At 51.2% G+C, this 25163-nt stretch carries 22 protein-coding genes; 13 read left to right on the top strand and 9 right to left on the bottom strand.

Annotation, left to right across the window (positions count from 1 at the left end; genetic code table 11):
- The first annotated feature begins 37 nt into the window (after positions 1-37).
- Positions 38-1435, top strand: coding sequence for a hybrid sensor histidine kinase/response regulator (locus tag HJG54_RS27780; protein WP_316432481.1), 1398 nt, complete (start codon positions 38-40; stop codon positions 1433-1435).
- Here HJG54_RS27780 and HJG54_RS27775 read toward each other — a convergent pair.
- Positions 1372-3933, bottom strand: coding sequence for a mannose-1-phosphate guanyltransferase (locus HJG54_RS27775; RefSeq protein ID WP_036000255.1), 2562 nt, complete (start codon positions 3931-3933; stop codon positions 1372-1374). The genes HJG54_RS27780 and HJG54_RS27775 overlap by 64 nt on opposite strands.
- A 454-nt stretch (positions 3934-4387) precedes the next feature.
- Between HJG54_RS27775 and HJG54_RS27770 the strand changes: the two genes are divergently transcribed.
- The 4 genes from HJG54_RS27770 (at position 4388) to rsmD (ending at position 6879) form a co-directional block, all read left to right on the top strand.
- Entirely contained in the window at positions 4388-4567 is a 180-nt protein-coding gene (locus HJG54_RS27770) for a hypothetical protein (protein ID WP_036000259.1), read from the top strand.
- A 282-nt stretch (positions 4568-4849) separates the two neighbouring features.
- The gene (locus HJG54_RS27765) at positions 4850-5584 is read left to right on the top strand and encodes a class I SAM-dependent methyltransferase (protein ID WP_316432480.1); all 735 of its coding nucleotides are present in this window, start codon (positions 4850-4852) and stop codon (positions 5582-5584) included.
- Positions 5585-5629: 45 nt separating this feature from the next.
- Complete coding sequence (hisH, locus tag HJG54_RS27760; RefSeq protein WP_316432479.1) at positions 5630-6271, top strand: imidazole glycerol phosphate synthase subunit HisH; 642 nt, start codon at positions 5630-5632, stop codon at positions 6269-6271.
- Positions 6272-6330: 59 nt separating this feature from the next.
- Positions 6331-6879: a 16S rRNA (guanine(966)-N(2))-methyltransferase RsmD gene (gene rsmD / locus HJG54_RS27755; protein WP_316432478.1), complete on the top strand. Its 549-nt coding sequence runs from the start codon at positions 6331-6333 to the stop codon at positions 6877-6879.
- Between the two features lie 54 nt (positions 6880-6933).
- Here the strand turns inward: rsmD and HJG54_RS27750 are convergent, their stop codons facing one another.
- Positions 6934-7410: a cupin domain-containing protein gene (locus HJG54_RS27750; RefSeq protein ID WP_316432477.1), complete on the bottom strand. Its 477-nt coding sequence runs from the start codon at positions 7408-7410 to the stop codon at positions 6934-6936.
- Positions 7411-7499: 89 nt separating this feature from the next.
- Here HJG54_RS27750 and HJG54_RS27745 point away from each other — a divergent pair, with 89 nt between their 5' ends.
- The gene (locus tag HJG54_RS27745) at positions 7500-7838 is read left to right on the top strand and encodes a winged helix-turn-helix transcriptional regulator (RefSeq protein ID WP_036000271.1); all 339 of its coding nucleotides are present in this window, start codon (positions 7500-7502) and stop codon (positions 7836-7838) included.
- 224 nt (positions 7839-8062) lie between these two features.
- Here HJG54_RS27745 and HJG54_RS27740 read toward each other — a convergent pair whose 3' ends face one another.
- Positions 8063-8422, bottom strand: coding sequence for a hypothetical protein (locus tag HJG54_RS27740; protein ID WP_036000274.1), 360 nt, complete (start codon positions 8420-8422; stop codon positions 8063-8065).
- A 532-nt stretch (positions 8423-8954) separates the two neighbouring features.
- On the opposite strand from HJG54_RS27740, the gene HJG54_RS27735 reads away from it, so the two are divergent.
- The gene (locus HJG54_RS27735) at positions 8955-9476 is read left to right on the top strand and encodes a DUF2231 domain-containing protein (RefSeq protein ID WP_036000277.1); all 522 of its coding nucleotides are present in this window, start codon (positions 8955-8957) and stop codon (positions 9474-9476) included.
- Positions 9477-9554: 78 nt separating this feature from the next.
- On the opposite strand, the gene HJG54_RS27730 is transcribed toward HJG54_RS27735, so the two are convergent.
- The gene (locus HJG54_RS27730) at positions 9555-10004 is read right to left on the bottom strand and encodes a DoxX family membrane protein (RefSeq protein ID WP_316432476.1); all 450 of its coding nucleotides are present in this window, start codon (positions 10002-10004) and stop codon (positions 9555-9557) included.
- A 294-nt stretch (positions 10005-10298) separates the two neighbouring features.
- On the opposite strand from HJG54_RS27730, the gene HJG54_RS27725 reads away from it, so the two are divergent.
- Together HJG54_RS27725 and HJG54_RS27720 are read left to right on the top strand one after the other, a co-directional pair.
- Complete coding sequence (locus HJG54_RS27725; protein WP_316432475.1) at positions 10299-10514, top strand: DUF2945 domain-containing protein; 216 nt, start codon at positions 10299-10301, stop codon at positions 10512-10514.
- Positions 10515-10856: a DUF3140 domain-containing protein gene (locus tag HJG54_RS27720; protein ID WP_316432474.1), complete on the top strand. Its 342-nt coding sequence runs from the start codon at positions 10515-10517 to the stop codon at positions 10854-10856.
- A gap of 7 nt (positions 10857-10863) precedes the next feature.
- On the opposite strand, the gene HJG54_RS27715 is transcribed toward HJG54_RS27720, so the two are convergent.
- A complete protein-coding gene (locus HJG54_RS27715) occupies positions 10864-12333 on the bottom strand; it encodes a leucyl aminopeptidase (RefSeq protein ID WP_316435674.1) in 1470 nt (489 codons plus the stop codon).
- Between the two features lie 330 nt (positions 12334-12663).
- Between HJG54_RS27715 and HJG54_RS27710 the strand changes: the two genes are divergently transcribed.
- Together HJG54_RS27710 and HJG54_RS27705 are read left to right on the top strand one after the other, a co-directional pair.
- Positions 12664-14853: a transglycosylase SLT domain-containing protein gene (locus tag HJG54_RS27710; protein WP_316432473.1), complete on the top strand. Its 2190-nt coding sequence runs from the start codon at positions 12664-12666 to the stop codon at positions 14851-14853.
- 240 nt (positions 14854-15093) lie between these two features.
- A complete protein-coding gene (locus tag HJG54_RS27705) occupies positions 15094-16236 on the top strand; it encodes a hybrid sensor histidine kinase/response regulator (protein WP_316432472.1) in 1143 nt (380 codons plus the stop codon).
- 147 nt (positions 16237-16383) lie between these two features.
- On the opposite strand, the gene HJG54_RS27700 is transcribed toward HJG54_RS27705, so the two are convergent.
- The gene (locus tag HJG54_RS27700) at positions 16384-17259 is read right to left on the bottom strand and encodes a hypothetical protein (protein WP_036000294.1); all 876 of its coding nucleotides are present in this window, start codon (positions 17257-17259) and stop codon (positions 16384-16386) included.
- 36 nt (positions 17260-17295) lie between these two features.
- Complete coding sequence (locus HJG54_RS27695; protein WP_316432470.1) at positions 17296-17892, bottom strand: DUF1517 domain-containing protein; 597 nt, start codon at positions 17890-17892, stop codon at positions 17296-17298.
- Between the two features lie 483 nt (positions 17893-18375).
- Here HJG54_RS27695 and gatA point away from each other — a divergent pair, with 483 nt between their 5' ends.
- Together gatA and HJG54_RS27685 are read left to right on the top strand one after the other, a co-directional pair.
- The gene (gene gatA / locus HJG54_RS27690; RefSeq protein ID WP_316432468.1) at positions 18376-19836 is read left to right on the top strand and encodes an Asp-tRNA(Asn)/Glu-tRNA(Gln) amidotransferase subunit GatA; all 1461 of its coding nucleotides are present in this window, start codon (positions 18376-18378) and stop codon (positions 19834-19836) included.
- Between the two features lie 741 nt (positions 19837-20577).
- Entirely contained in the window at positions 20578-21099 is a 522-nt protein-coding gene (locus HJG54_RS27685; RefSeq protein WP_316432467.1) for an outer membrane beta-barrel protein, read from the top strand.
- A gap of 101 nt (positions 21100-21200) precedes the next feature.
- On the opposite strand, the gene HJG54_RS27680 is transcribed toward HJG54_RS27685, so the two are convergent.
- Together HJG54_RS27680 and HJG54_RS27675 are read right to left on the bottom strand one after the other, a co-directional pair.
- A complete protein-coding gene (locus HJG54_RS27680) occupies positions 21201-23309 on the bottom strand; it encodes a caspase family protein (RefSeq protein ID WP_316432465.1) in 2109 nt (702 codons plus the stop codon).
- A 36-nt stretch (positions 23310-23345) separates the two neighbouring features.
- Entirely contained in the window at positions 23346-24965 is a 1620-nt protein-coding gene (locus HJG54_RS27675; protein ID WP_316432463.1) for a penicillin-insensitive murein endopeptidase, read from the bottom strand.
- Positions 24966-25163: the final 198 nt, after the last annotated feature.

The raw sequence follows: 25163 nt of genomic DNA, 5'->3' as shown, positions 1-25163 counted from the left end.
TTTCATCCCCTTGTTTAGTCAGCATTTTTAGCCAGCTATGTCCATTTCCCCGTCCAGCCTGATTCTAGCCGTAGACGATAACCCAATCAACCTTGCGACTCTGAGCCAGACCTTGAAACATGCTGGCTGGCAGGTGCGAGTGGCCATCGATGGTGAAAGCGCCATCGCCAAAGCGCACTATGAGCCGCCGGATTTGATTCTGCTTGATGTAGAAATGCCCGGAATGAACGGGTTTGAGGTTTGCCAACAGCTCAAGGCCAATGCTGCCACTCAATCTATTCCGGTCATTTTTACCACCGCCCTAGCTGACCTTGACAGTAAGGTGAAAGGGCTGTCGCTAGGAGCCGTAGATTACATCATCAAGCCCTTCGAGGCGCAAGAAGTGGTGGCACGGGTGCAGGTACATTTACAGTTGCGTCGCCTCACCAAAATGCTGGAAGAAAAAAGTGCGCTACTAGAAGCCAGCAACACCGCTCTACAGCAATTGACTCAAGCCCTAGAAGAGCGAGTGCAAGAACGCACGGCAGCCCTAGAGATGGCGCAAGTGCGGTTAGTGCAACAGGAAAAGCTATCGGTCTTGGGCGAATTGGTCACTGGCGTTGCCCACGAAATTAACAATCCGGTTAACTTCATTGCCAGCAACATCGAGCCGGCTCAAGACTATGTAGCCGATTTAACCCGGATTCTACAGCTTTACCAACAGCATTATCCCCAGCCAGTGCCGGAAGTGGCTGCCGAGTTGGCTGCCGTAGACCTAGACTTTGTGCTGGAAGATTTAACCAAGCTATTGACCTCGATGCAGCTAGGAGCCAACCGACTGCGGGCACTCAGCAATTCTCTCCGCACCTTTTCCCGGACTGATACTGATACTAAAGTGTCTGCCGATATCCACACAGGGCTAGACAGCACCTTGATGATTTTGGGGCATCGCCTAAAAGCCACCGAATCGCGCGCCAGCATTCAGGTAATCAAAAATTATGGCGATCTACCTAAAATTGAATGCTATTTGGGGCAGTTGAATCAGGTATTCATGAATATTCTGGCGAATGCTATCGATGCCTTAGAAGAAGCCAATCTCCGCCGTTCGCCTCAGGAGCGCGAAGCTATTCCTAACCAAATCGCCATCACGACCCAAGTCGCCCCTGATCAACAGCATGTAAGCATTCAAATTCAAGACAATGGCATTGGCATGTCAGATGAAGTTCGCTCTCGCATTTTTGAGCGTTCGTTCACGACTAAAGCAGTCGGCAAAGGCACCGGGTTAGGACTCTCGATTAGCCAGCAGATTATTGCCGAAACCCACGGCGGCTCGTTGCAGTGTGAATCGGTTGCCGGAGCAGGTACTGTGTTTACGATCACTCTGCCGATTGCTCACTCGGTTTCTTCGGACATGTCGTCTGACTCATGGTCTCGATCAACAAATTCCTGCACGTAGGCCCGGTACTCCCGCAGCGTTTCATCGACCCAACCGCGATTTTGGCTATCAGCATAGAGGTGCACCAGCGGTTCACCCGCATCCGGCAGCACCAGAATCCAGCTATCGTGGCTGGCATTAAAAATCTTCACACCATCGGTGAGATCCAGATCTTCGGCAGGATGGGTTTCGACTAAATGGCGCATCAGCGACCCTTTTACCGCCCAAGGACAGCGGACCGTAAGACTGCGGTGGGAGACTCGCGGTAGCTCAGCCCGGATTTGACCCAGCGTGCGGGGACTGTTGGTATAGGAGTCGCGTTGCTGCATTGACAGTAATTCAATCAGCTTGGCGATACAAAACATGGCATCAAACCCAGGATGGAGTTGGGGAAAAATAAAGCCCATTTCACCGCTGCCCCCCAGCACCACGTTGGCATTGGCATGGCAGGCTTCCATCAGCGCGGTTGGATTGGCTTTGGTGCGAATTACTTTGCCATCATGGCGGCGGGCGATTTGCTCGACGATGCTAGAGGCATTCACGGGCACCACCACCGTTCCACGCGGGTGATCGGTGAGAATCATATGCACCATCAAGGCGGTTAACATTTCGGCCCGAATCGGGTTGCCCGACTCATCGACTAAAATAAATTGCTCGCCGTTAGCGGCCACCTGCACACCCAGATTGGCTTTGAGCGCCTCTACCACATGCCCCAACTGGCTCAACAACGCCTCCCGATCCGCCACCGACGGCACCATTTGGCTAAGGCTGGCATTCAACACTACTGCATCACAGCCAAATTTACCCAGAATCTGCGGCAATACTGCCCCAGACACGGCATAGACATAGTCGATTACTACTTTGGAGTTGCTGCTGCGAATCACCTCGCCATTCAGGTGCCGCTCGAAGCTGGCGCTATAGATTTCGGTGGCTTGAGAAACCGTGGAAACATTGCCGATTTCTTGGATTTGGGCACGACGGAAGTCTTCTTTGAAGTAAGCGCCTTCAATTTTCTTTTCCCGTCCTTTGCTAAGGTTGATGCCCTTGTGGTCAAAAAATTCAATCAGAATATGATCCGGGCGTTCCGGATGTACCCGCACATGGATGCCACTGGCCACGGCTAAGGTGGGAGCTGCCGAGCGGGCCACTGGAATCGCCGTTGCTTCCAAATTTTTGACATTAATCCCCACCGACATCAAACCCGCAATCAATGAACGAGACACCATACGCGAAATCGGCCGCTGGTCCCGCGAAACCGCTACATAGGAACCCGGCTTCAGCGTGGACCCAAAGGCCGAGCCTAACCGGACCGCAAACTCCGGCGTAATATCTACATTCGCTAACCCGGAAACGCCGCGCAGACCGAATAAATTCCGGTGGGCCGCCTGTCCCCAGATCAGGTTCATATTCAGGATGGCCCCCGGTTCGATCTTTTTGCTGGGCCAAACCCGCACATTTGGGCTAATTTGCGCTTCTTCACCCACCGTGGTCAGTGAGCCAACAATCGCGCCTTCCAACACATGCGCGCGCCGATCGACGCGAGTTCCCCTCGCTGCTACACAGGCCCGCAGATGGGCTTCCTCCCCGACCAATACCCCATTCCAGATAATTGGACGTTTCAGGTCTGCGTCAGCACCAATTTGGACGTTATCGCCGATCACCGTACCAGAGGCAATCTGTGCCCTCGCGCCAATCCGGCAGTTGTTGCCAATCAGAGCTGGTGTTTCGATGCGAGCCGAAGAGTCAATGTAGGTATTCTGCCCCACCCATAACCCTGGTGACCGTTCAATATAGTCAAACTCTAGCTTGACTCGTTGATACAGAGCTGCGTACTGCGCTTCTCGGTAGGCGTCCAGATGACCAACATCGCACCAATAGCCCTGCGCCACATAGCCATAGATCGGGTCGCCTTTTTCCAACAGCAGCGGAAACAGATCTTTGGAGAAATCAGCCTCCTGATCGGCGGGCAGATAGTCCAGCACATCGGGTTCCAGGATGTAGGTACCGGTATTGACCGTATCGGAAAAGATCTCGCTACTAGAGGGCTTTTCTAAAAATCGCTTGATTCGCTGTTGCTCGTCAGTAATCACCACGCCAAACTCAATCGGGTTGGGGACACTAGCCAGAATGATCGTGGCCTTAGCCTGACGTTCTTTGTGAAACCGAATCGCCGCACTCAGGTCAAAGTCAGTGATGCAGTCACCGCTGATTACTAAAAAGGTATCGTCCAATAGTTCGGCCACATTCTTGACACAGCCTGCGGTGCCCAGCGGCTGATCTTCTTCTACGGCATAGGTCATCTGCACACCAAAATCGCTGCCGTCCTGGAAGTAGTCCCGCATGATGTCGGGCAAATAGTGCAGCGTGGCAATAATTTCGGTGATGCGATGCCGCTTGAGCAAATTCACGATGTGCTGAGCGATGGGGCGATTTAAGATGGGCACCATCGGTTTCGGTAAGTCACAGGTTAGGGGCCGTAGACGTGTCCCTGATCCACCCGCCATCAGCACTGCTCTCATAATTCCTCCTTCTGATTGACCCTTCTCTAATCTACCAATCGCGTTTTTATCGCTCTAGCTCCAGCTCCAGTCTCCTATGGAAGCCAATTTTGCCGTGCTTCCCCCAGGAAGTATTCAGCTTGGAAAATAATGAATAATTATTACGAAGCGGTTTGTAAACGGTTGATTGCACAGGTTAATTGCACTCTCGAAACGCTCAGCGGCTAAAAAATGGGGTGAAATCTATGGCATTTACGACTCGGTTTGACCATCCAGCTCATGAAGCTACCTGTACCGACCATACTTTGACTTGTAGCAGGACTTCGGTGGGCTACTCTACACTTGAAGAAAAGCTTTAACTTCTGAGTCAGCCAGAGTTTGCAAAAGTTTATGTCTGGTTACTTAACTAGAAAATGGACTCAAGCATCAAGCTGATTCAATATCCCCAGGATAACGATTTAGGAGATAAACCTTCATGGGCAACTTGCTTCTTTTGGTGGTAGTCATTGTTTACCTCGGCGGCGTGTGGAAGTTCTGGACTGGCTTTCACCGCACCAATTTTTCTAATGGTCGTCCCTACTTAGCCTTGCTGTGGCCGGTTTTGATGGTAAATCGCTCCTATCGGCAAAATTTCCAGCGAGCGCTGAAGGGGTAGGTTCAAAAGTTTTGAGTTTTGAGTTTTGAGTTTTGAGTTTTGAGTTAGGGTGGGTAGGTTCAAAAGTTTTGAGTTTTGAGTTTTGAGTTTTGAGTTAGGGTGGTTTTGCAGATCGGTTGAACTCAGGTTGGAAGTCTGTTTACTTGAGGACTCTCGATAAGTCTGTGAGCTTTCTAGGTTCGTATAGAAACAGGCTACAAAACTCAAAACTGCTTCAACTATCCTCTCCAACTCAAAACTCAAAACTGCTTCAATTGCCCCTTCAACTCAAACCTTTAAGCCATGGCCCAAAAGCGAGGCGATTCCTCCCAATCCCAAGACCTTTCCACCTTTTTAAGCAGCCATTCACCAAGCTGGCAGCCCTATCTGGAGACCGTGGCGCTCCGGTTTAATAAAGAATACCGGCGGGAGGCCTTTGAGGTGCCGGACGAGGTGCAAGCAATGCCAGTTTATCAGGAATGGTCGGCGGGCTTGCTGACGAGTCGCTTGACCTCGCCCTTTTGGGAAATCGCGAAACCGAAGAAACACCAGAAGTGCCTTGACCTGGGCTGCGGGGTGAGTTTTCTGATCTACCCCTGGAGCGAATGGGAGTCCTTTTTTTATGGGCAAGACATCAGCGTTGTGGCGCGTGACCTGCTGAACGCCAGAGGCTCCCAGCTCAATTCCAAATTGTTCAAGGGTGTACAGCTAGCCCCAGCCCATGAGCTAAAGTACGAACCCGCTCAGTTCGACCTGATATTTGCGACTGGATTTAGCTGTTACTATCCGATTGCCTATTGGCAGGACGTGCTGACTGCCGTGCGGCGTGTCCTGAAGCCAGATGGATTCTTTGTCTTCGATGCCCTCAATCCTGATGCTGAGCTAGCCGAAAACTGGGCGATTCTGGAAACCTACTTGGGGGCAGAAGTGTTTTTAGAATCGGCTGCCGCTTGGAAAAAGACGATCCAGTCTGCAGGAGCACAAATTGTGAAGCAACAACCGGGCGAGCTGTTTCAGCTTTATAAAGTTCGGTTCTAGGTGAAGCTTTATCATGGAATGGTCCCCTGCCTCAGGAGAGTGGAAATGACGGTGATTGCTGTGATTGATTACGATATGGGCAACCTGCACTCAGCCTGTAAAGGGCTGGAGAATGCGGGAGCCACCACCCATGTCACCGATGATTTCAAGCAGTTGGAACGAGCCGATGCCGTTGTACTGCCGGGAGTCGGAGCCTTTGACCCGGCGATTCAGCATTTGCGCTCACGGGGTTTGATTCAGCCGATTCGCGACATCGTTGCTAGCGGCAAACCGTTCCTGGGCATTTGTCTGGGGCTGCAAATTCTGTTTGAAGGCAGCGAAGAAGGTCAAGAAGCAGGGTTGGGCGTGATTCCTGGCATCGTGCGCCGCTTTCGTCCCGAACCTGGACTGACAATCCCCCACATGGGTTGGAACCAATTGCAACTAACCCAGGCTAGCCCCCTTTGGCAGCAGCTTCCAGCTAATCCCTGGGTGTATTTTGTGCATTCCTATTACGCCGACCCCACCGATCCGAGCGTTAATGCTGCCGTCATCACCCATGGTACTCAAACTGTGACCGCCGCCATTACTCGCGACAATTTGATGGCAACCCAATTCCACCCGGAGAAATCCTCCACAGCAGGCTTACAAATTCTGTCGAATTTTGTTGCCTTTGTCAGACAGAAAGAACTGGTCGGCAGTCGATAAATCCCAACCCTGGATGGCTTGACTAGGCCACCAAATCGCTTGAACTTGGGAGTAACCACTTGAGTCTCCGCATCCACGGCAATCGTGCGCTCAAAACCCTGCCGGGGTTAGATACCCGACCGACACCGGCACGGGTGCGCGAAGCGTTGTTCAACATCTGGCAAGGCACAATTCCAGGCTGTCGCTGGCTGGATCTCTGTACTGGCACTGGGGCAATGGCTGCCGAAGCGTTGAGCCGTGGAGCAGCTCTGGTGGTGGGAATCGAGCAATCGGCGAAAGCTTGTCGGGTGATTCAACAGAACTGGCAGCAAATCGCTAAACCCGATCAAACAGTGCAGCTAATTCGTGGCAATCTGGTTCAGAAACTGCCCACGCTGGCCGGACAACAGTTCGACCGCATCTATTTTGACCCGCCCTATGCTGGTAATTTGTATGAGCCAGTGCTAGAGGCCATTGCCCGCTATCAGCTTTTAGCCGACGATGGCGAGCTAGCGGCTGAGCACAGTCCGGCTCGTTCTATGCCTGAGATGGTAGGAAATCTGAACTTGCAGCGACAAAAAATCTACGGCAATACGGCTTTATCGTTTTATGCAGTCTTATACAACTAACTTACAATTAACCTACAACTAACCCAATCAATCTGACTCCTCGCTCGCTTCAGATTAAACCTGGCATTTGCCCACCCAACTGACGCGCTTTTGAACCCCAAAACCGTCTTGAATCGTATGGTCTGGGTAAGAGCCTGCCCGTGATTGAATCACAATCCAGCACAGATCTTCCGCATCTGAGGTATTGCGCATACAGCGTTCCCCTGCCGGGTCTACTCGCACGACCGTTCCTTCATTGACAGGAAACACGCAATCATCAACCTGAAACTGACCGTTTCCTCGCACAAAAATATAAATCTCCTCATTCAGGCGGTGCTTGTGGTAGAAAAGCAGGGATGAAGCGGGAGGCAGGTTATTAAATGAAATTTCAGAACCTGTAAGATTGAGAATTTGTTTGAGAAATAGCTTGCCTTCTAGCTTGAGTGGGGCTTCTGGGGTTTCAAAGGTAAACCGTCGCAGTTCAGCGAATGGCCCGATGTCCGCTACGGCAAAGTTCGATCCGGTTCTGGCGATGGGTGTATCTTGGAGCATGGCTTATTAACTTTTAAGTTGCAATCTGCAAGTTAATATACCTAAGTTTGCTTGTAAAATGCAAGTAAGTCGAAATTTCCGTTTAGTCAATGGCTCAGCTGCACCGTTCATCCTGCCCAATTGCCTGTTCGCTGGATTTGATTGGCGACCGCTGGACGCTGCTCGTGATTCGAGACATGATGTTTTTTGGCAAACAGCGATTTGAAGAGTTTTTAGAATCTCCTGAAGGAATTTCGACCAACATCCTAGCGAATCGTTTGAAGCTGCTCGAAGAGATGGGCTTGATCACAAAACAACCCTATAGCAATCATCCGCGTCGAATGAACTATGAATTAACAGAACAAGGAAAAAGCTTGCGCCCTGTACTAAAAGCATTAATAACATGGGGATTGAAACATATCCCTGATACCACAATCCCTCAGAATTGAGCAGTGTCAGGACTTACGCATTTGCCCCCTAAGTCTCCCAATTCTGGGGGACTTCCAATCTGTTTCCCGCCAGATTTGGGGGCTAGGGGGGCAGAAATTGCTGAGTTGCATAAGTTCTGAGTGTATTAATTGGGTCGTCAACCTATATAAACAAACATCCCCTAGTTTGCCAGAGGATGTTCATCAGATTATTCTATTCTTTCTCTTCATCAAGTGAACTATACTTACCACCAAACGCGATTGCCATTTTCATCAAGGCGTGCCAAACGAATCATATCGGAAATTTCATCTGCGTCCTTGACATGGTGCAGCGCTTTTTGGGAGCCATCCGGCATGTTGAAGACGAAATACGTAGGTACCACGATATGTTCGCCGGTGATATCGGGGGCGTCTACCGCAACCTGTTGCGCTTTTTCTTGCAGCGATTTTGATTCATCAATTCGATCACCAGGGTTGATCGTGAGCTGATTTCCTTTCTTTTCTAGTTCTTTCTTTTGCTCTGCTTTTTGCCGAGGATCAACTTCCTCAGGCGACATCGGCTGTTTAGTAACTCGCTGGTTTTGATCCATTGAATTCGTGGTCATAACGCACCTGCAAAATCGTTTGTTTTATGTGCTCTATTGAAATCTTAGGAAATCAAGTTTTTATCAACCTCTGTCAACTGAGGGAATTGATGAATTGCAGTTAGTAACTAAAGGATTAGATGAGTTTTGATAACCATAGAAACGCATGATTAATAATTGACAGGAGAGATTGATTCACGTTGATTTTCATTAAACTGTGATTAGCTTGTTATTCGCCAGCTGTCGTTCACTGTATGGCAGGCGTTCTACCTGCTATGGATAAGAACGATATGGAAAATAGCAAAGGCAGTTCAGCAACTTTTTTGCCCACAGCAGGCAACTAACTATACCTTTAGGTAGAAAAACGCTGCTGCAGCGAAACTTCTTTTGTAAATGGTGATATATAGATAATTACTGATGCAATTAGGAAGCGAAGTATCAAATCATTTCGTTAAGTTGTCTTCTATCAAAAAGGGTAGATGTAGGTAGAAACTCTGCCAAAAGATAGAGGAAAATTGCTTCAACTCATACCGTGATTCTATGAGGAAACACTATGACACAAACACCAAACATTCCACCCTTCATTGAAAGCGATGAACAGGAATATCGGGATAGCGGTGTCCCCAGCACCGTAGCTATTATTGGACATCCACTTCATCCGCTGTTGGTCACGTTTCCAATTGCATTTTTGACAGCTCCCCTCCTCACTGACTTGGTCTACTGGATAACAGGTGACTTATTCTGGGCCAGAGCTTCTTTCTGGCTAATTGGTGCTGGAATTGTCACTGGAATTATTGCCGCTATTACCGGCATGATGGATTTCCTCAGAATTGACCGAGTGCGTCAGCATAGTGCCGGTTGGATTCATATGGTGGGCAATGTTGCCGCGCTGGGCCTGTCGGTGATCAATCTGGCATTGCGGTGGGGCGATCAGGCTGGACCTATTTTGCCATTCGGGATTGTCCTTTCCTTAATCGTGGCTGGGGCACTAGGTGTAACAGGGTGGTATGGCGCCGAGTTAATTTACCGTCATAAAGTAGCCGTAATTGGCTATGGCCCCAAGGGTAGGCCCTAGATTTTACGAAAGTTTTGCAATGATTGGTTCTGTCCTCCTAAGTATAGGAGGACTTTTTTGCTTGTCAAACTTACTTGCTCACCGATTCACTTCCGATTCGAGTTTAGCGGCTACTTGGGCAGCACCAGCCTGAGTTTCTGGGTCGCGGGTATACCACCAAGCCCAAGCAATCAACACCGCTTGAAAGGGCAGTCTGAACCAATACAGCAGTGGATGGTGAGGAATACCGTCGATTGGAATGCTGTTGATCGCCTGGTTGATATTGGCTGGAAAAACAGCGATGAATAGGGTAATCAAACCCCAAGCAGCAGCCACACTCAGGAAAGGAATCGTCAGACCAATGCCGAACAGAATTTCAAACACACCGCTAATGTAAACCAGAGCAACCGGAGCCGGAAGTTGGGGCGGCACGATGCGAGCGTATTGATCAGGATGGGTAAAGTGGGTGATACCGACGATGATAATCGCAACGGCTAAAACACCGCGCAGAATTTCTTTGCGAGAGATCGCAGCAGGTTGAGAAGTCATAGGAAGATACGGCGCTAAACATTTTTTTGCAGCTTAGCGATCGTGCTTTTGACCAGGCTTCTACCTGGAGTAGGGAGATCGGAGGCTAGTTAACAAACCCCCTCGTTGGATAGAGGTGATGACTCAACCCAGCTTTTACGGTGATTTATATCCAGTTCTTAGTTTTGAGTTTTGAGTTTTGAGTTATGGAACCTGCACGATGTAGCTTGTTGAGCTGGGTGATCTGTAGCTCAATCAAAGGGAAATGGTATTGCATAAGTTTACCAATTGGTTCAAGGCAATAGCGAGGCAAGCATGACCGACAAATTCAAAAAAGGCGACAAAGTCGAGTGGAAGAGTTCTCAAGGTAAGGTTGAAGGCACCGTCGAGAAAAAGCTCACCCAACCGACCGAAATCAAAGGCCACCATGTGGCGGCCTCCAAGGACAATCCAGAATACTTGGTCAAAAGCGACAAAACCGGCAGTGAAGCCGCCCATAAACCCGAATCCCTGAAAAAGGTCGAGGACTAGATGACGAGCGAAACCCAGGAAACCCAGGCGGTGGTGCAGGACTTCAAGGCTGCCGTCAATATGACGCCCAAACAGCTAGAGGCGTGGCTAGAGACCGAAGCATCCAAATCAGTGGGCCAAAAGTCCGACGGCGGTGAATCGATTGGTCACCAGTCGGGACAGCGAATCGTGGAGATTTTGCACAAGCGCAAATCCAACTACACCGAAGAGGATATTGCCCACATGCGCAAAGTTGTGAGCTACGTCCATCGTCACTCGGCTCAGCAACCCGACGGAGACGTAACCCACACACGTTGGCGCTATTCTCTGATGAATTGGGGCCATGATCCGCTCAAGGATTAGCAAAGAGCTAGCTGAGCACCCAGTTCACTAGTGTGCGCACCGGATATCCAGTTCCACCTGGGTTGTTGTAGCCGTTTTCCTTATCGGTCCAAACGGGTCCAGCGATATCCAGGTGCGCCCAAGGCGTTTCTTTGACAAACTGCTTCAGGAACAGGGCGGCGGTAATCGCTCCCCCGGCGCGGGGGCCAGTATTTTTCATATCGGCTACCACCGACTTGAGTCCCTCGAAGTATTTGTCTTCCATTGGCATGCGCCAGATTTTTTCACCGGCGGCGGCAGCAGCAGCGGTAATTTGATTGGCCAAATTGTCGTCAGCAGTCCAGAGGCCGGCAATGTCATCACCCAGAGCGACGACGCAGGCTCCCGTCAGCGTCGCTAGATCGACGATTGCATCGACGCCGAGCTGCTCAGTAAAGACTAAAGCATCCGCCAAAGTGAGGCGGCCTTCCGCATCGGTGTTGTTAACCTCAATGGTTTTACCATTCGAGGCGGTGAGGATATCGCCCGGATGCATCGCCCGACCGCTGATCATATTCTCGGTTACGGCGCTGATAAAGTGGACTTCCACATCGGGTTTGAGTAGGCCGATGGCTTTGGCAGCTCCCAGCGTGGCGGCAGCTCCGCCCATGTCGGTCTTCATCATTTCAATGCCACTGCCTGCCCCCTTAATGTTGAGGCCACCGCTATCAAAGGTGAGTCCTTTGCCGATGATCGCCACTTTTTTGCGAGCAGTTCCGGCGGGTTTGTAAGTGAGGTGGATAAACTTGGGCGGCAGGTCCGAAGCTTGGGCCACGCCCAAAAAGGCTCCCATGCCTCGCTTCTCGCAGTCTTCTTTTTCCAGAATTTCCAGCTCTAGACCATACTCGCGGGCAATTGCTTCAGCGGTGTCTGCCATCGTCAGCGGTGTCACAATGTTGGCTGGGGCAGAGACCAATTCCCGGGCCAGGATAACGCCCAGGCAAATCTGACGGGCACGGGTAATTGCCTCGGTTTGATCACCTACCCCCAGCAGATCGATTTGCTCCAGCTTGCTACCCTTGTCTTCGTTGTCTGACTTAAAGCGGGTGTCTTGATGCAGCGTCAGCTCGATGCCTTCCGTCAGGGTTTGGGCTGTGGCTGCCGCATCTTGATAGACTGGCAGACTGAGACCCAGGGTTTTGCAGCGCTCTTTCTTGGCTAAACGCACTGCCACTGCCACTGCTCGCCGTAGCGTATCGAGGCTCAAAGCATTGGCCTGACCCAGTCCCACCACGGCTACTTTGCGGATGGAGCTGCCAGATCCAACCCGGGCCACCGCGCTACTGCCTTCTTTGCCTTTGAATTCGGCTTCGGCAATCAGCTCTGTCAGGGTGCCAGCCAGTTTCTGATCCAGTTCGGCCAAATCACCCGTTAGCTCAACTCCGTTCTCGAACAAACCAATCACCAGACAATCGCCTGACCACGCTAGCAGTGGTGTTTCTATGCCTCGCACATCCATGTGATTCACGCCACCAATATCTTTCTACTCTAAGTATTGCTTAAATCAATCTCGCCTAGCCTATAGATTTGCTGAGCAATTGCTGAGCAATTTACGGATCAAATCCAACAGGAGAGGCTATCATGCGTAGCTGGAACCTTTCCCAATGGTCTAGCATCTATGCCCCTGAAGAAAGTCTTTCGGTCAGGTTCGAGTAAGCCAGCCCGTTCAGCTTCCTCCTCTGCGGCTCATGACCCCTCTGCCGAGCGAGCAGGCAGATCAACCAGATCAGCCAGATCAGCCAAGTCCGGCAGATCAGCCAAATCCATCCGTCGTAATTCGAGCAGCGCTATGGTGAAACGCAAGCCGATTTTTCTCTCAGTGCTAGCAGTAGGCGCGATGGTTTCGGTGCTCTCCGTGGGTAGTTTGTTGAGCAAGCTGCCTGGGCCTTGGTCGGCACCAGACCGGGCTAGCCAGATCGAGGCGGGCGAGAACGAATCTTCTTCGGTGCTGGCCTATGTGGATTTACCTGCTAAAGAACGGGCTGAGATTTTGGCTGAAACTGCCAAAGGTTCTAAGTCCATTGACCGTCACCGAGCACGCTATTTGCTGGCTACTGACTTAATTGCTCAAGATCGTGGTGGTCAAGCCTTACCTTTGCTGGATGGCCTGGAAAAAAGCTATCCAGTCCTAGAGGCACAAATTCTGGCCAAACGCGCCCAGGCCCAAGCAGCTACCGGTGACGCTACCGAGGCTGAGAAGACTTGGAAAGCGCTAATTAAACAACATCCCGACGACCCAGCGACAGCCGAAGCCCTGTTCCAGCTAGGGCGGAAGGACAGCAAATACTGGGATCAGGCGTTGGAAAAATTTCCCGCCCACCCGCGTTCGCTGGAAATTGTGCAGGCGCGGTTAGAAAAAGACTCGAAACAGCCCCAGCTTTTGCTGCTGTTAGCTCGCCACGGCATTCATCTCGATGGCATCATCCCGGTGTTAAATCGGCTTAAAAAAGACTATGCCGACCAGCTCAAACCCGAAGATTGGGAAGCGATTGCCTTTGCCTTTTGGGAAAATGCCTACTACGGCAGTGCGGGCGATGCCTATGCCAAAGCGCCTCCTTCCGCCTTGAACCTCTACCGGGCCGCTCGCGGAGCACAGTTAGGAGAGCGCTATCAGGATGCGGAACAAGGGTATCGAGCGCTGATCCAAGCGTTTCCCAACGAGAAAGAAACCGGAATGGCGCTATTGCGATTGGCCGACTTGGCCGATAAACCGGAAGAAGCCATCAGTCTGCTCGATCAGGCAATTGAACGATTTCCTGAGCAGGCCGCCGAGGCGCTGCTAGCTAAATCCAAAATTCTGCAAAAACAAAACAGCCCGCAGTTAGCACTGCAAATACGGCAATCCGTGCTGGAGAAGTACGGCAACTCGGAAGCAGCGGCCAAAATTCGCTGGGAGCAGGCCGAGCTGTTGCAGCAGCAGGGCGACCTGAACGGAGCTTGGGCCTGGGCGAAGCAAATCGTCGAACAGAACCCAGATGACGAACTGGCTCCAATGGCGGCCTTTTGGGCAGGAAAGTGGGCAACTCAACTGAATCAGCAGACTCAAGCTCAGGAATTCTTTCAACATACGCTGAGCCGTTACCCCGATTCGTACTATGCCTGGAGGTCTGCTGCCCTGCTGGGTTGGGATGTGGGCGATTTTTCTACTCTGCGCCAGAAGATACCGCAAGTCACCAAAGTTGGGCAGCGCGTCACCTTACCGGCCGGCTCCGAGGCCCTGCAAGAACTCTATCGGTTGGGGCAGGACCGGGATGCTTGGACGCTTTGGCAGGTTGAGTTTACCAATCGGCTCAAACCCACGGTGGCAGAACAGTTCACTGACGGGTTGCTGCGATTGAGTATGGACGATCATCTGAATGGGATTTTCATGCTCTCTAGCCTAGCCTGGCGGGAAACGCCGGAAGAGCAAGCCGAATACAAAGCCTTGAAGCAGCAGATCGGCTACTGGCAGGCGCTCTATCCCTTTCCCTACATGGAGACAATTGAGCAATGGGCACAGCAGCGGCAACTCAACCCCATGCTGGTAATTGCCCTAATTCGGCAAGAATCGCGCTTTGAACCTGAAATTGAGTCTTCGGCAGGAGCTTTAGGATTGATGCAGGTGATGCCAGAGACCGGAGACTGGGTTGCCAAACAGATTGGCCTACAGAATTACAGCTTAACGAATCCGGTTGACAACATTAATCTCGGTACCTGGTATCTCGACTACACCCATCGCGAATACACCAATAACTCGATGCTGGCCGTGGCAAGCTACAATGCTGGACCCGGTAGCGTAGCCGATTGGATCAAGAAATACGGCCTAGAGGATCCCGACCGCTTTGTTGAAGAAATTCCGTTCCCCGAAACCAGGGGCTATGTGGAATCGGTGCTTGGTAACTATTGGAACTACTTGCGTCTTTACAATCCAGAAGTCTCACAAAAACTAGCCGCAGTCTCATCCGAACACGCTGCCGTGATTAAAAATAGCCAGCCCTAGGAGTTGAAAAACCGAAAGCATAATCCGGCCTGAAGCATTAGTACTAACTGAAGCATTAGTACTAATAAGTATTAATACCAAAGGCTACTTCCTGGGACAGATTAGAAATGCAAACCTAATGATTAAGATAGACATAATCCTTAAGAAAACTTGAAAACAGTTCTAAATCTCTATTGGTTCTGGCACCTTTGATTTAGCCTCAGTATAAATTCTGATGTCCCTTTGCTTTAAGTATTAAACATGTCTCGCTCCCAATCTTCTAGGATTGATCGCATCCTGGCAGTTGATGATTCCCCTGATAATTTATTTTTGATTCAAACCATTTTGGATGACAAAGGCTATGAGATTACTCTGGCCGAGAATGGTCAGTCTGCCCTAGCTCAGATTGAAAAAAATCCGCCCGATTTAATTTTGCTGGATGTAATGATGCCCGGCATGGATGGCTATGAGGTGACTCGGCGGGTCCGGGCCAACCAAGCGCGTTTGGGTTTCATTCCAATTTTGCTGATCACGGCTCACCAACAGTCGAGTGTTGTCGAAGGACTGGATGCCGGAGCTGATGATTTTATCCGCAAACCTGTCGATATGGACGAGCTGTTGGCGCGGGTCCGTTCCCTACTCCGCCTCAAGCATAGTATTGATGAACAACAGCAAATGTCGCGGCAGCGCGAAGATTTTGTCTCGCGGTTGACTCATGATCTGCGCACACCTTTAGTTGCGGCAGATCGCATGCTGAATTTGTTCTTGCAGGAAGCTTTTGGTCCTGTCACCTCGGAGATGACGGAAGCCTTTGAGGTCATGATCCGCAGCAACAAAAACCTGCTGCAAATGGTAAACACTCTCTTGGAGGTGTACCGTCACGATGCCGGCAGCAAAACCCTGACCTTTAGCCCGGTAGATCTGCGCGAAGTGGTGCAAGAGGTTGTCCAAGAACTGGAGCCGCTAGTGCAGGCACAAAATCTCAGCCTTCAGGTCGAAGTTCCCCCAGTAAGCGAAACCAGTGCGCTCAATACAGTGGTATTAGGAGACCGCTTAGAATTGCGTCGAGTTTTGACGAATCTAGTCGGCAATGCGATCAAGTTTACCGATACTGGCTCGATTACGATTCGACTATTCGGCGGCACATCGGATGAAGTGGATGGCGATCAGTCCCCGAATTGGCTGCGGTTAGAGGTTGAAGATACAGGGTCTGGTATTCCGCCAGAGGATCAGGCTGGTTTGTTTGAGCGGTTTCGCCAAGGGGATCATAAGCGGGCGGGCAGCGGTTTAGGACTATATCTGTCTCGTCGGATTGTAGAGGCCCATCGCGGTTCGATCAGGGTCCAATCTCAGGTTGGGCAAGGCAGCAAATTTACGATTCGCCTTCCCATGTATATTGTTTAAGCTTGTTTTTTTAAGTTTAGTTTAAGACTAAATTATTGGGTTAACCGGAATAAACCCAAAAACACAGAAGGGGTAGGCTTAGAACCTACCCCAATCCTATCTAGTGAATTATTCGGCTGAGATCAAACTGCATACAGTCGCCTAAACCTACCGTCTACGCCGACCACCGATTCTGGGTCGAGCACCGCCGCTACCGAAGCTAGGGGTTCTTACCTTGCTCGGTTTTGGACTGTTGGAACGACGTAGATCGGTACCACCCACGCCAGAGCCAGTCGAGCGATTGCCCTGATTGACTCGCGGTGATTTGGTAGCGGTAGAACCTGTAGGTGAGCGGCGAATTTGGCCAGTCGTGCGGAAGGTCTGACGATTTCTCACCTCTGCCGGAGGCGCATTATATTTAGCGCGATAGCTGCTGACAGCGTCGTTGTAGCTTCTGCCATAGCCACCGTAGCCCGTGATCACGCCACCGGGTTGATACACCGGCGGAATGTAGTAGTGGGGCGTAAACAGCAGACTACCAATCGCCTGACCCGCCAATGCGCCAGCAAACGGTGCCCAGAAGTTGGACTCGCGCCGCACAATTACGGTTTCCTGCTGTCCGGTCTGTGGGTTGACCTGGGTTTCGGTCACATTATGGACATACTCGATGCGGAAATCTTCGGTTAGGTACATCACCGGCTGGCTGTTTTCCACCTTCAGATGGGTTTTCTCGCCAGCCGCAACTTGGTCATCGGTGAGACGAGCCATCTGGAGATTAGCTACCCGGTATATCGAAGATTCTCCCGGTTTCGTATTGAGTAACATCAGGGTGTATTCCCCCGTGCCGTCGTCGTAGCTGGCCTGCTGCACCGGATAGGTACCATCGCTAATTGGCGTAGTCACAGCCGAAGCAATTGGCTCTTCTACCTGGGTAGAATTCTCCATCGAGTAATTGGAGGATTCGCCGGCACAGGCAAAGGTGGTCAGCGACAGACCAGCCACCATAGAGAGGATTAAAAACTTGCGAATCATTTGTTTGAACATACTAGGCTGAATAAGACAGATTTCAGTAACGGTGGACTAGAGCGGAATCAATTCCGGAAAGTTCAAAATCAACTGTTCTGAAGTCAGCACATCTCCCAGCTGAGCCGGAGAATAGTGCCATTGAATGGCGCGTAATTTGTTGTCATAACGGAGGTTGATTAACGCTTTTAATCCTGCCTTGAGAGCGCTAATGTTGGCAAGATCGGTTTCTAGGGCCGGCACTTCGCCTTCATAGGCCACCGTCAGGATCACCACCAGATTTTGCGTTACCGGCAACGCAAGGGGATCATTTTCGTCGAGCGCGGTAGCCTCTGCCACGCCATAGCGATGGGCCGAATCGGTAAACAATTCTGTCACATAGTCGCCCGCCTCGCCCTCATCCCAAAACACATCGCCTTCGTTAGCTGCCGACTGCCAATACAGGTCATACTGCAACAGACCTTCGCAGATTTCGACTAATCCTTCTGCCAGCACCTGCATATCGCCTTCCGCATCAATAGCATCAAGCGCCGCCCGGTTCAGCACACCCAGCAGTGGAGCAACCTCATCCCCAGCCAGATGCACAAAAATCCGGCAGACGGCAAACCGGGTTCTGCCTCCCATCCGATTCAGGCGGTCTCGCCAACCACTCATCCCCACTCCCTCTGCATGTTCGTGATTAAAACTGCTTCAGCAGCCTTTTCCTACTCTAACCTGTCCGCAACTGATCATCGGTCTATCCTAGGTGTACCGGATGGAAGGTGGGTTTGGGGAGGTGGATGTCCGTACTTTATCAGCAGTTGTTTCAGAGAGTCAGGTGAGCTGGTCCTTGAGTGCTGGTAATACCTTGGATCAGCGCCGCGGTTAGTCGCTTGAGCGGCTAGCCTAGCTTTCTTCCGGAGCCGAGAAGCGCTAGTATCGCAAGGCATAAACTAAAGCATCGAGAAACACAAACGTGTAAGCGCAATTGTTAGTGTGAGCGCAATTGTTAACAATGAGTGGAAGCCTGTAGCCAATTCCTCTGCCGCAAAGTGCCAATTCTCGATACACTTACAAATTGGACTCCTAATGAATTAGCATTACTGGCTCACAATTCAGCTCACAATTCATTAGTACACCGCTCACAAGAGGTTAGGCATGGCATCCATCCGCGAACTGCACGATCAGTTGGTTAACAAAGAACGCTCCGCCGTTGAAATTACCCAGGAAGCGCTGGATCGAATTCAGGTCGTTGAGCCGCAGATTCATAGCTTTTTGTGCGTTACAGCGGATCGGGCGCTAGAGCAGGCCAAGCAGGTCGATGCCAAGATTGCCGCCGGTGAAGAGATTGGCTTACTGGCGGGCATTCCCATCGGCATTAAAGACAACATGTGCACTCAGGGCATTCCCACCACCTGCGCCTCCAAGATTCTGCAAAACTTTGTGCCGCCCTACGAATCTACCGTCACCGAGCGCCTAGCCAAGGCCGGAGCTGTGATGGTGGGCAAAACTAATCTGGATGAATTTGCGATGGGTGGCTCAACCGAGAACTCGGCCTTTCAGCTCACAGCCAACCCCTGGGATCTGGAGCGCATTCCCGGCGGTTCGTCGGGCGGTTCGGCAGCGGCAGTGGCGGCAGGCGAATGTACCGTCTCGCTAGGGTCAGATACGGGTGGCTCAATTCGGCAACCGGCGGCCCTATGTGGCGTAGTGGGAATGAAGCCGACCTATGGGCTGGTTTCGCGCTATGGGTTGGTAGCCTTTGCCTCGTCGCTGGATCAGATTGGGCCGTTTGGCCGCTCGGTGGAAGATGTGGCAATTCTGCTGAAGGAAATTGCCGGTCATGATCCGAAGGATTCCACCAGCCTCAAGGTGGAAATTCCCGATTATCCCAGCCTGCTAAAGCCAGAGTTGGGGTCTAAAAAACAAAAATTCCGCATCGGTGTAATCAAAGAAACGTTTGGCGAAGGCGTTGATCCAGCCATCGAAACAGCGGTGCGGCAGGCGATCGAACAGTTCAAAGCCTTGGGAGCCGAAGTGCAGGAAATCTCCTGTCCCCAGTTTCGCTATGGCGTGGCGGCGTACTACATCATTGCGCCTTCCGAAGCCTCAGCTAACCTGGCCCGCTACGATGGGGTCAAATACGGCTTCCGGGTCGAGGACGCTGAGAACCTGATGGAGATGTACACCAAAACTCGCGCCCAAGGCTTTGGCCCAGAGGTGAAACGCCGGATTATGATCGGTACCTACACGCTCTCGGCGGGCTACTACGATGCCTATTACCTGAAGGCACAAAAGGTGCGCACCCTGATCAAGCAGGATTTCGAGAACGCCTTTGCCAAGGTGGATGTATTGGTATGCCCCACCTCACCGACGACGGCCTTCAAAACCGGTGAGAAGAAAGACGACCCGCTCGGCATGTACCTGCTGGACCTGATGACGATTCCCGTCAACTTGGCCGGTCTTCCTGGCCTCAGTTTGCCCTGTGGCTTTGACGACAAGGGCTTACCGATTGGTCTCCAGATTATCGGCAATGTGCTGCGCGAAGATCTGGTGCTGCAAGCTTCCTATGCCTATGAGCAGGCCACCGATTGGCACAAGCAAACCCCACCGTTGTAGAAACCATAAGAAGCTAGGTCAAGAGCTACAGTAGTGGCTCTGTAGGGTATTCCCCAATCAGGGCTGCCAGATGCTTCAGACTCTGCAAGACTCTGCAAGACTCGCTCTAGATTGTAACTGAAACCGCTGTTCTAAGCTGTTCTAAGTCGTAGAGCGTCAGCTTGTCTGCTGCAATTGTTTGTACCATTTTACCTGGGTTGCTTGCGTCGCATTTCCGGCTCGGCTGCTGAGTGAAAGCTAGCCCAGTTGCTGGATATTGTGACAGTTATCAAACAGGCTACTAATGGGTTGTTTTAGAACACGCTCAAATTTCTCCAAGCTATACTGAGCGTACAGAGCAAATGCAACAGTGATGAATTAGGCAACTGAATCAACGTTGAAAATAATTGAGATGATTCAGCAACCAATCGAGTGATTCCTGTAAGCCTCTTAATTGATACGGTTATGCTCGATTAAATCAGTCTCCGACTTTAGATAGATTAGAAAGCGGTTTGGAACATTACTGTCGGCTATTGCTTCTTAAATAGTAAGCACTCAAACTTGCGGCAACCGCAGAAGCCGATCAAGAGCATTGAGCGCTAAATTACTGCGAAAGCTGAACTTTCTATACCCTGCTGCCTCGCGTAAGGTGATTTGCTTACGGGCAGTAACGTTCGCTTATCGATTTGCATTCATCTCCTGTAATCGTTCAGATTTGATTCAATTTCGGTTTAAGCCACTCTCTACACAAGACTTGGAACCATGATTAGACTTAAATTCGCTGCATTATCCTTTCTTTCTCTACTAACCGTTGCTCCAACTGTACTCTCAGGGCAGCCTGCTTCGGCTCAAGCCCTGATTCCTAGAGGCATGGACGGCAGCTATTTAGGCGGCGGTGTTTCGGTAGGCGTCAGCAACCCAGATGATGACGCGATTCTAGGTGGCAATGTGCAGGGTCGGCTCGATCTTCCTACAGTGCCGATTTCGGTGCGGGGCGCAGCGCTATTCAACGGTGACAATGCTGCTCTGATGCCGCTCGTTACCTATGACATTGGTGTTGCTCCCAACACAAACCTCTATGTCGGCGGTGGCTATTCCTTTACCGTAAATGATGATGCCTCGCCACTAGGCAACCAAAATGCCCCCGTTATTACTGCTGGCGTAGAAACAGCCATTCAACGCAACCTTGCGCTCTACGGTGATGCTAAAGTTGGCATCGATGCCTTCAAGGACAGCAACGACGCTGCTGTTAGCGTACAGGTTGGGGCTGCGTATCGTTTCTAGGTTGGGGTTTGCCAAATTGTGAGTGGATTGATGTAGATGTACCTGCTAGATGCTGGTTCGGCAGTTGACCCATCCACTCATCCACTCATCCACTCTTCAGCCTACTTCACAATAGTCAGCGGTACCTGTTTAGTCGTCCATTCACGGCTAGGCGACGCAGCTACCGTCAGCTTGCGGAATTTAGGCTGGTCCTCGGCGACGGTTGCCAAGAGCGCATCTAACGGACTACCAGAACGGGTACCGGCAGCTTTCGGTGGGATTTGCTGATCGAGTGAGGGCAGTTCTAACCAGCGGAAATTGGCTGCCCCCACCGTAGCAAACACTTTTACCGTATTTTCGACCTGATTGCTTTGGTCCTCAATTGCAGGCCGCAGCGGAATCACATGCTTTTTGCCGGGATCGAGCGTCACAAACATCGCCCCTGGATCGTGAGGAAAAATCTGCGCGATCGCCCAGTTCGACTCGAAGTTGAGAGCAGCAATATTCAGCGGTTGCACCGAGTCATTGCGAATCGCCAGAAAAATATACTCACCGACTTTGACGGTGGGGTTGGACGGGTCGGCAAAAGCAGATAGCTTTTTAGGAATAGGATCACCTAGCTCATAAGCATCTGATGTTCCCAGCCATTCCACCGTTAATTTACCCGCCAGGGGTGAATCAATATCTGTATTGTCAATTTCAGCCGCCGTGCGGTGTTTGGCTAAATGCACCAGTCGTTTGACCAGTATGGCTGGAGCGTTCGGATCGCTGATTTTGAGGGCTGGTGTAATGTTCTTTAAGGGAGCACCTGCAGGATCACAGATTTCGTATTCGCTGCTGTTATTGACGACAACAATGTAATCAATTTCTTCGTTTTCATCTGCGTTATCAACTAACTCAATCCAGCCGTTTCCGGTTGCTGCGCTTTTAATCGCCTCCAATGCTTTTTCTTGCTGAGCTAAGATCTCTGGCGATAATGCCTCCTGCCGACATAGCCAAACTTGCCGCACCAGGTTGACCGAAGCCGCAATTTGAACCGCCTGATCTCCCGGTTCCACCTGCAGCTCCTTGCCCGGAATTGGCTCTAGCTGACACACCGATTGGTCCGCTCCCCGCTCGATGATTTTGGCAATTGCGATCCGATTTTCTTTGTTGCTAAAGTCAGTCGTGCTGCGCGGATAGATGGCGAACTCGGTTCCCTTACCTACGCCGTTGGGTTGTCCCACGGCTAACACAGCCTGCGTGCCTGCCTCCGACGACTCGACCTTTAGCACCGGCACGGCATAGACGGTTTCTGCCAGTTCACTGCCGAGGATTAAGCGGTTGCCTTCGCCCATCAGCATAGGGGTTTGCTGCGGAAACTGGCTGTGAATTTTGGCGTAGACGCGATCAAACAAATGGCTGTAGGTTTGGCCGGGATTTTGCTTCAAGGTATCGAGCAGCCAGTAGGTGAGGGCACCGTTGCGCTCTTTGGTTTGGCGGTTAAAGGCATACTCGTAAGCAAATTCATTCTGGCGACAGGCGGCTAACAGCACATAGTCCCGCGATTCGGGCAAACCAGCCACCTTCAAGCCACGGGTATTTTGCTGACTCAAATCTTGCCAGTTGGCGGTCAGCACCTCTAAGGGAGCAACCGGCACAAAGGAAGCAGACAGGGGTTTATCGTCGATCACGCTCATGCCGCGAATTTCTGCATCGCCGCGCGTCGCTCCGCCCGAATGGCAGCAGTCCAGCACCAGCGTCACCATTAGCTTTTTCGCCACCAATTCCTTCAGCAGTTGGGCCAGTTCCAGATCGCGCAGGTATTGGCCTTCCGAGCTGCCAATGTCGGTGGGGACCAGTCCTTCGTCGATGCCATCCTCACCCTTAATCTCCGGATATACGGTCTTGGCGCGTCCGCCGTGGCCCGAATACTGGATATACACCTGCGCTCCCTCGGGTAAAGTCTCAGTCAACGTGCGGATACGCTCAATGATATTCTGGCGGGTGGGCCACTGGTCGGGCGGCTCGATCGGCTGTTGGGGATTGGTCGGGCTGGGGGAGGCCGTCAACTTCCAAATCTGGGAGTCGGGCACCTGCCGCCACTGTTTCAGAAACGCTTCCACATGGTTAATGTCGCGAACACAGCCGCCCAGATTTTTATAGAAACTGCCGTCAGGCAATTTGTTGGGCAGATAGCAATCCACGCCAATCAGCAGGGCGTAGAGGTTAGGAGCAGTTGGGTCAGTCATAGGTGCAATCCTGAATGAACGTTAGAAACTTAAAGATTAGGCCAGTCGGGTCTGCCAATCGTTGGCATGGGTGGCAATCCGTTCGGCTTGATCGATCCAGTTGATGATACGACGAGCGTTGTAGTAATCAATTCGTTGCTCCGAGATGTAATCATCTAGTTTGACGCCGGTGAATACGCCGCGCTTCATGCCGTCTACCAGAATGAAAAGTGAGATATCAGGCCGCATCACCAAATCCGGTTCATTGACTAAGTCAATTCCTAAGATATCCGAGTATTGCCGGTAGTTATAGTCCCACGTCAATTGAACATATCCTCTACCGTAGTAAGGAGAATACCGCAATGATTGGCGATGAATTTCAGCATTTGGCTCACCTAGAAAGTAGCCTTCCCTCACGGGTTGGAAGCTGTCGGCGGTTTCATGCTGGGCAGTAGCGAGAATATAGGCAATTTGAGCCTTCGAGGTAATGCCTTGACGGTGGGCTTCTTGAATAATCGCCTGAATCGTAGCCTGTTTGTCACCGCCTTGCCAGTCGGGGAGGGAACCCATGCCGGGTCTGGAATCGAGCAGTGCTCTGGCGGTAGTTGCCCCTAAGACATCGCCACCACCGAGGTGACGGCTATCCTTGAACCGGCGCAGCGCTTCCCGCGTTTTGGGACCATAGAGGCCATCCACAACTTCCAGCAAACCGTTGACCCGCAAAATCGTTTGAATTTCGGTGCACAGGCGCTGATCCTCCACCAGTAAACTTGCATTCACATCCTCAAACGGAATCGCCTTATTTTGGTCAATAATATCCTGTAGCTTCAGTCCCAGTGGTTCTGAGCCGCCGCGAGCGGTGGGTTGGTCTCGCAGAATTTTTGCCAGTCTGGCCTGGGTCATGGCTCCGGCAATACCGTCAATTTCCAAGCCTTGCTGCGACTGAAACTGGCGCACAGCAGCATCGGTTTGTTTACCAAAGATGCCATCCACGCCAACATCGATGCCTGCTTTAGCTAGATCGGCTTGCAGTTTGCGGACGCGCTCCCCCTGCATCGGCGGCACCACCAAGCGCAGATCACCAATCTGATCGCTACTGTATGGGGCAGCACTGACGCCGGGTGAAAGAAAACTAACGTGAAAATGATTGTCGTGACCGGCGCAATATTCCACGCCATACACATCTGGATCGTTAAAGAAAATAACTCGAATGCCCAAAATCGGGTTGTTTTGAAATAGATCGATCAACTGCTGAGTACGCTGGCGCGAATATTTCGCATCGTAGTAAGTGAGGGGAATTTCTTCGTGGTTGCTCGCCACTAGCGCCACATCCACATCCAAACCATGCTGATGCGACTGATGGGGCGGCATATAGCCACCTCCTTGGTAGCTGATATCACCAATGCCAACGCGAGGTCCGTTCGGGTAGAGCTTGTGCCATTCGGTGCAAACATACTGGATTGCCTGAATTACTTCTGGTAGACCGTAGCAGTTTTTGGTAGGCTCGTAGCACTCGTAGCCTGGACCAGCAGGAGGTAGCTGCTGATATAGGCCGCGCATGCCCCAGGTAAATTGTTCGATTTCCTCGGCAGTAAAGCCAATATCCGCCATACAGGAGCATTTGTGGCTATGGCTGCGATGGGATTGAAAATGGCCAGTTTGTTGAAATGCTGTCATAATTCACTCCTAGAGGGTTGAAGGAACTGAAGCGAGCAGTATGAATATCAGATTTTAGTTTTGTAGCTTGCTTCTGCAGGTCGTGTGCCGTTAGGCATAGCGCGTAGTTTTAGGTTTTAAGTTCTAAGTTCTAAGTTTTGAGTTGCGGAACCTGTATAACGTGGCCTCAGTCAATCGAAAATGAATGCGTTTTGATTT

This window comes from Leptolyngbya sp. NK1-12 (genome assembly GCF_032598965.1).
In the GTDB taxonomy this organism is placed as follows: domain Bacteria; phylum Cyanobacteriota; class Cyanobacteriia; order Elainellales; family Elainellaceae; genus Elainella.
The sequence above is the reverse complement of the archived record's forward strand: the minus strand, read 5'-3'. Positions and strand labels throughout refer to the sequence as shown.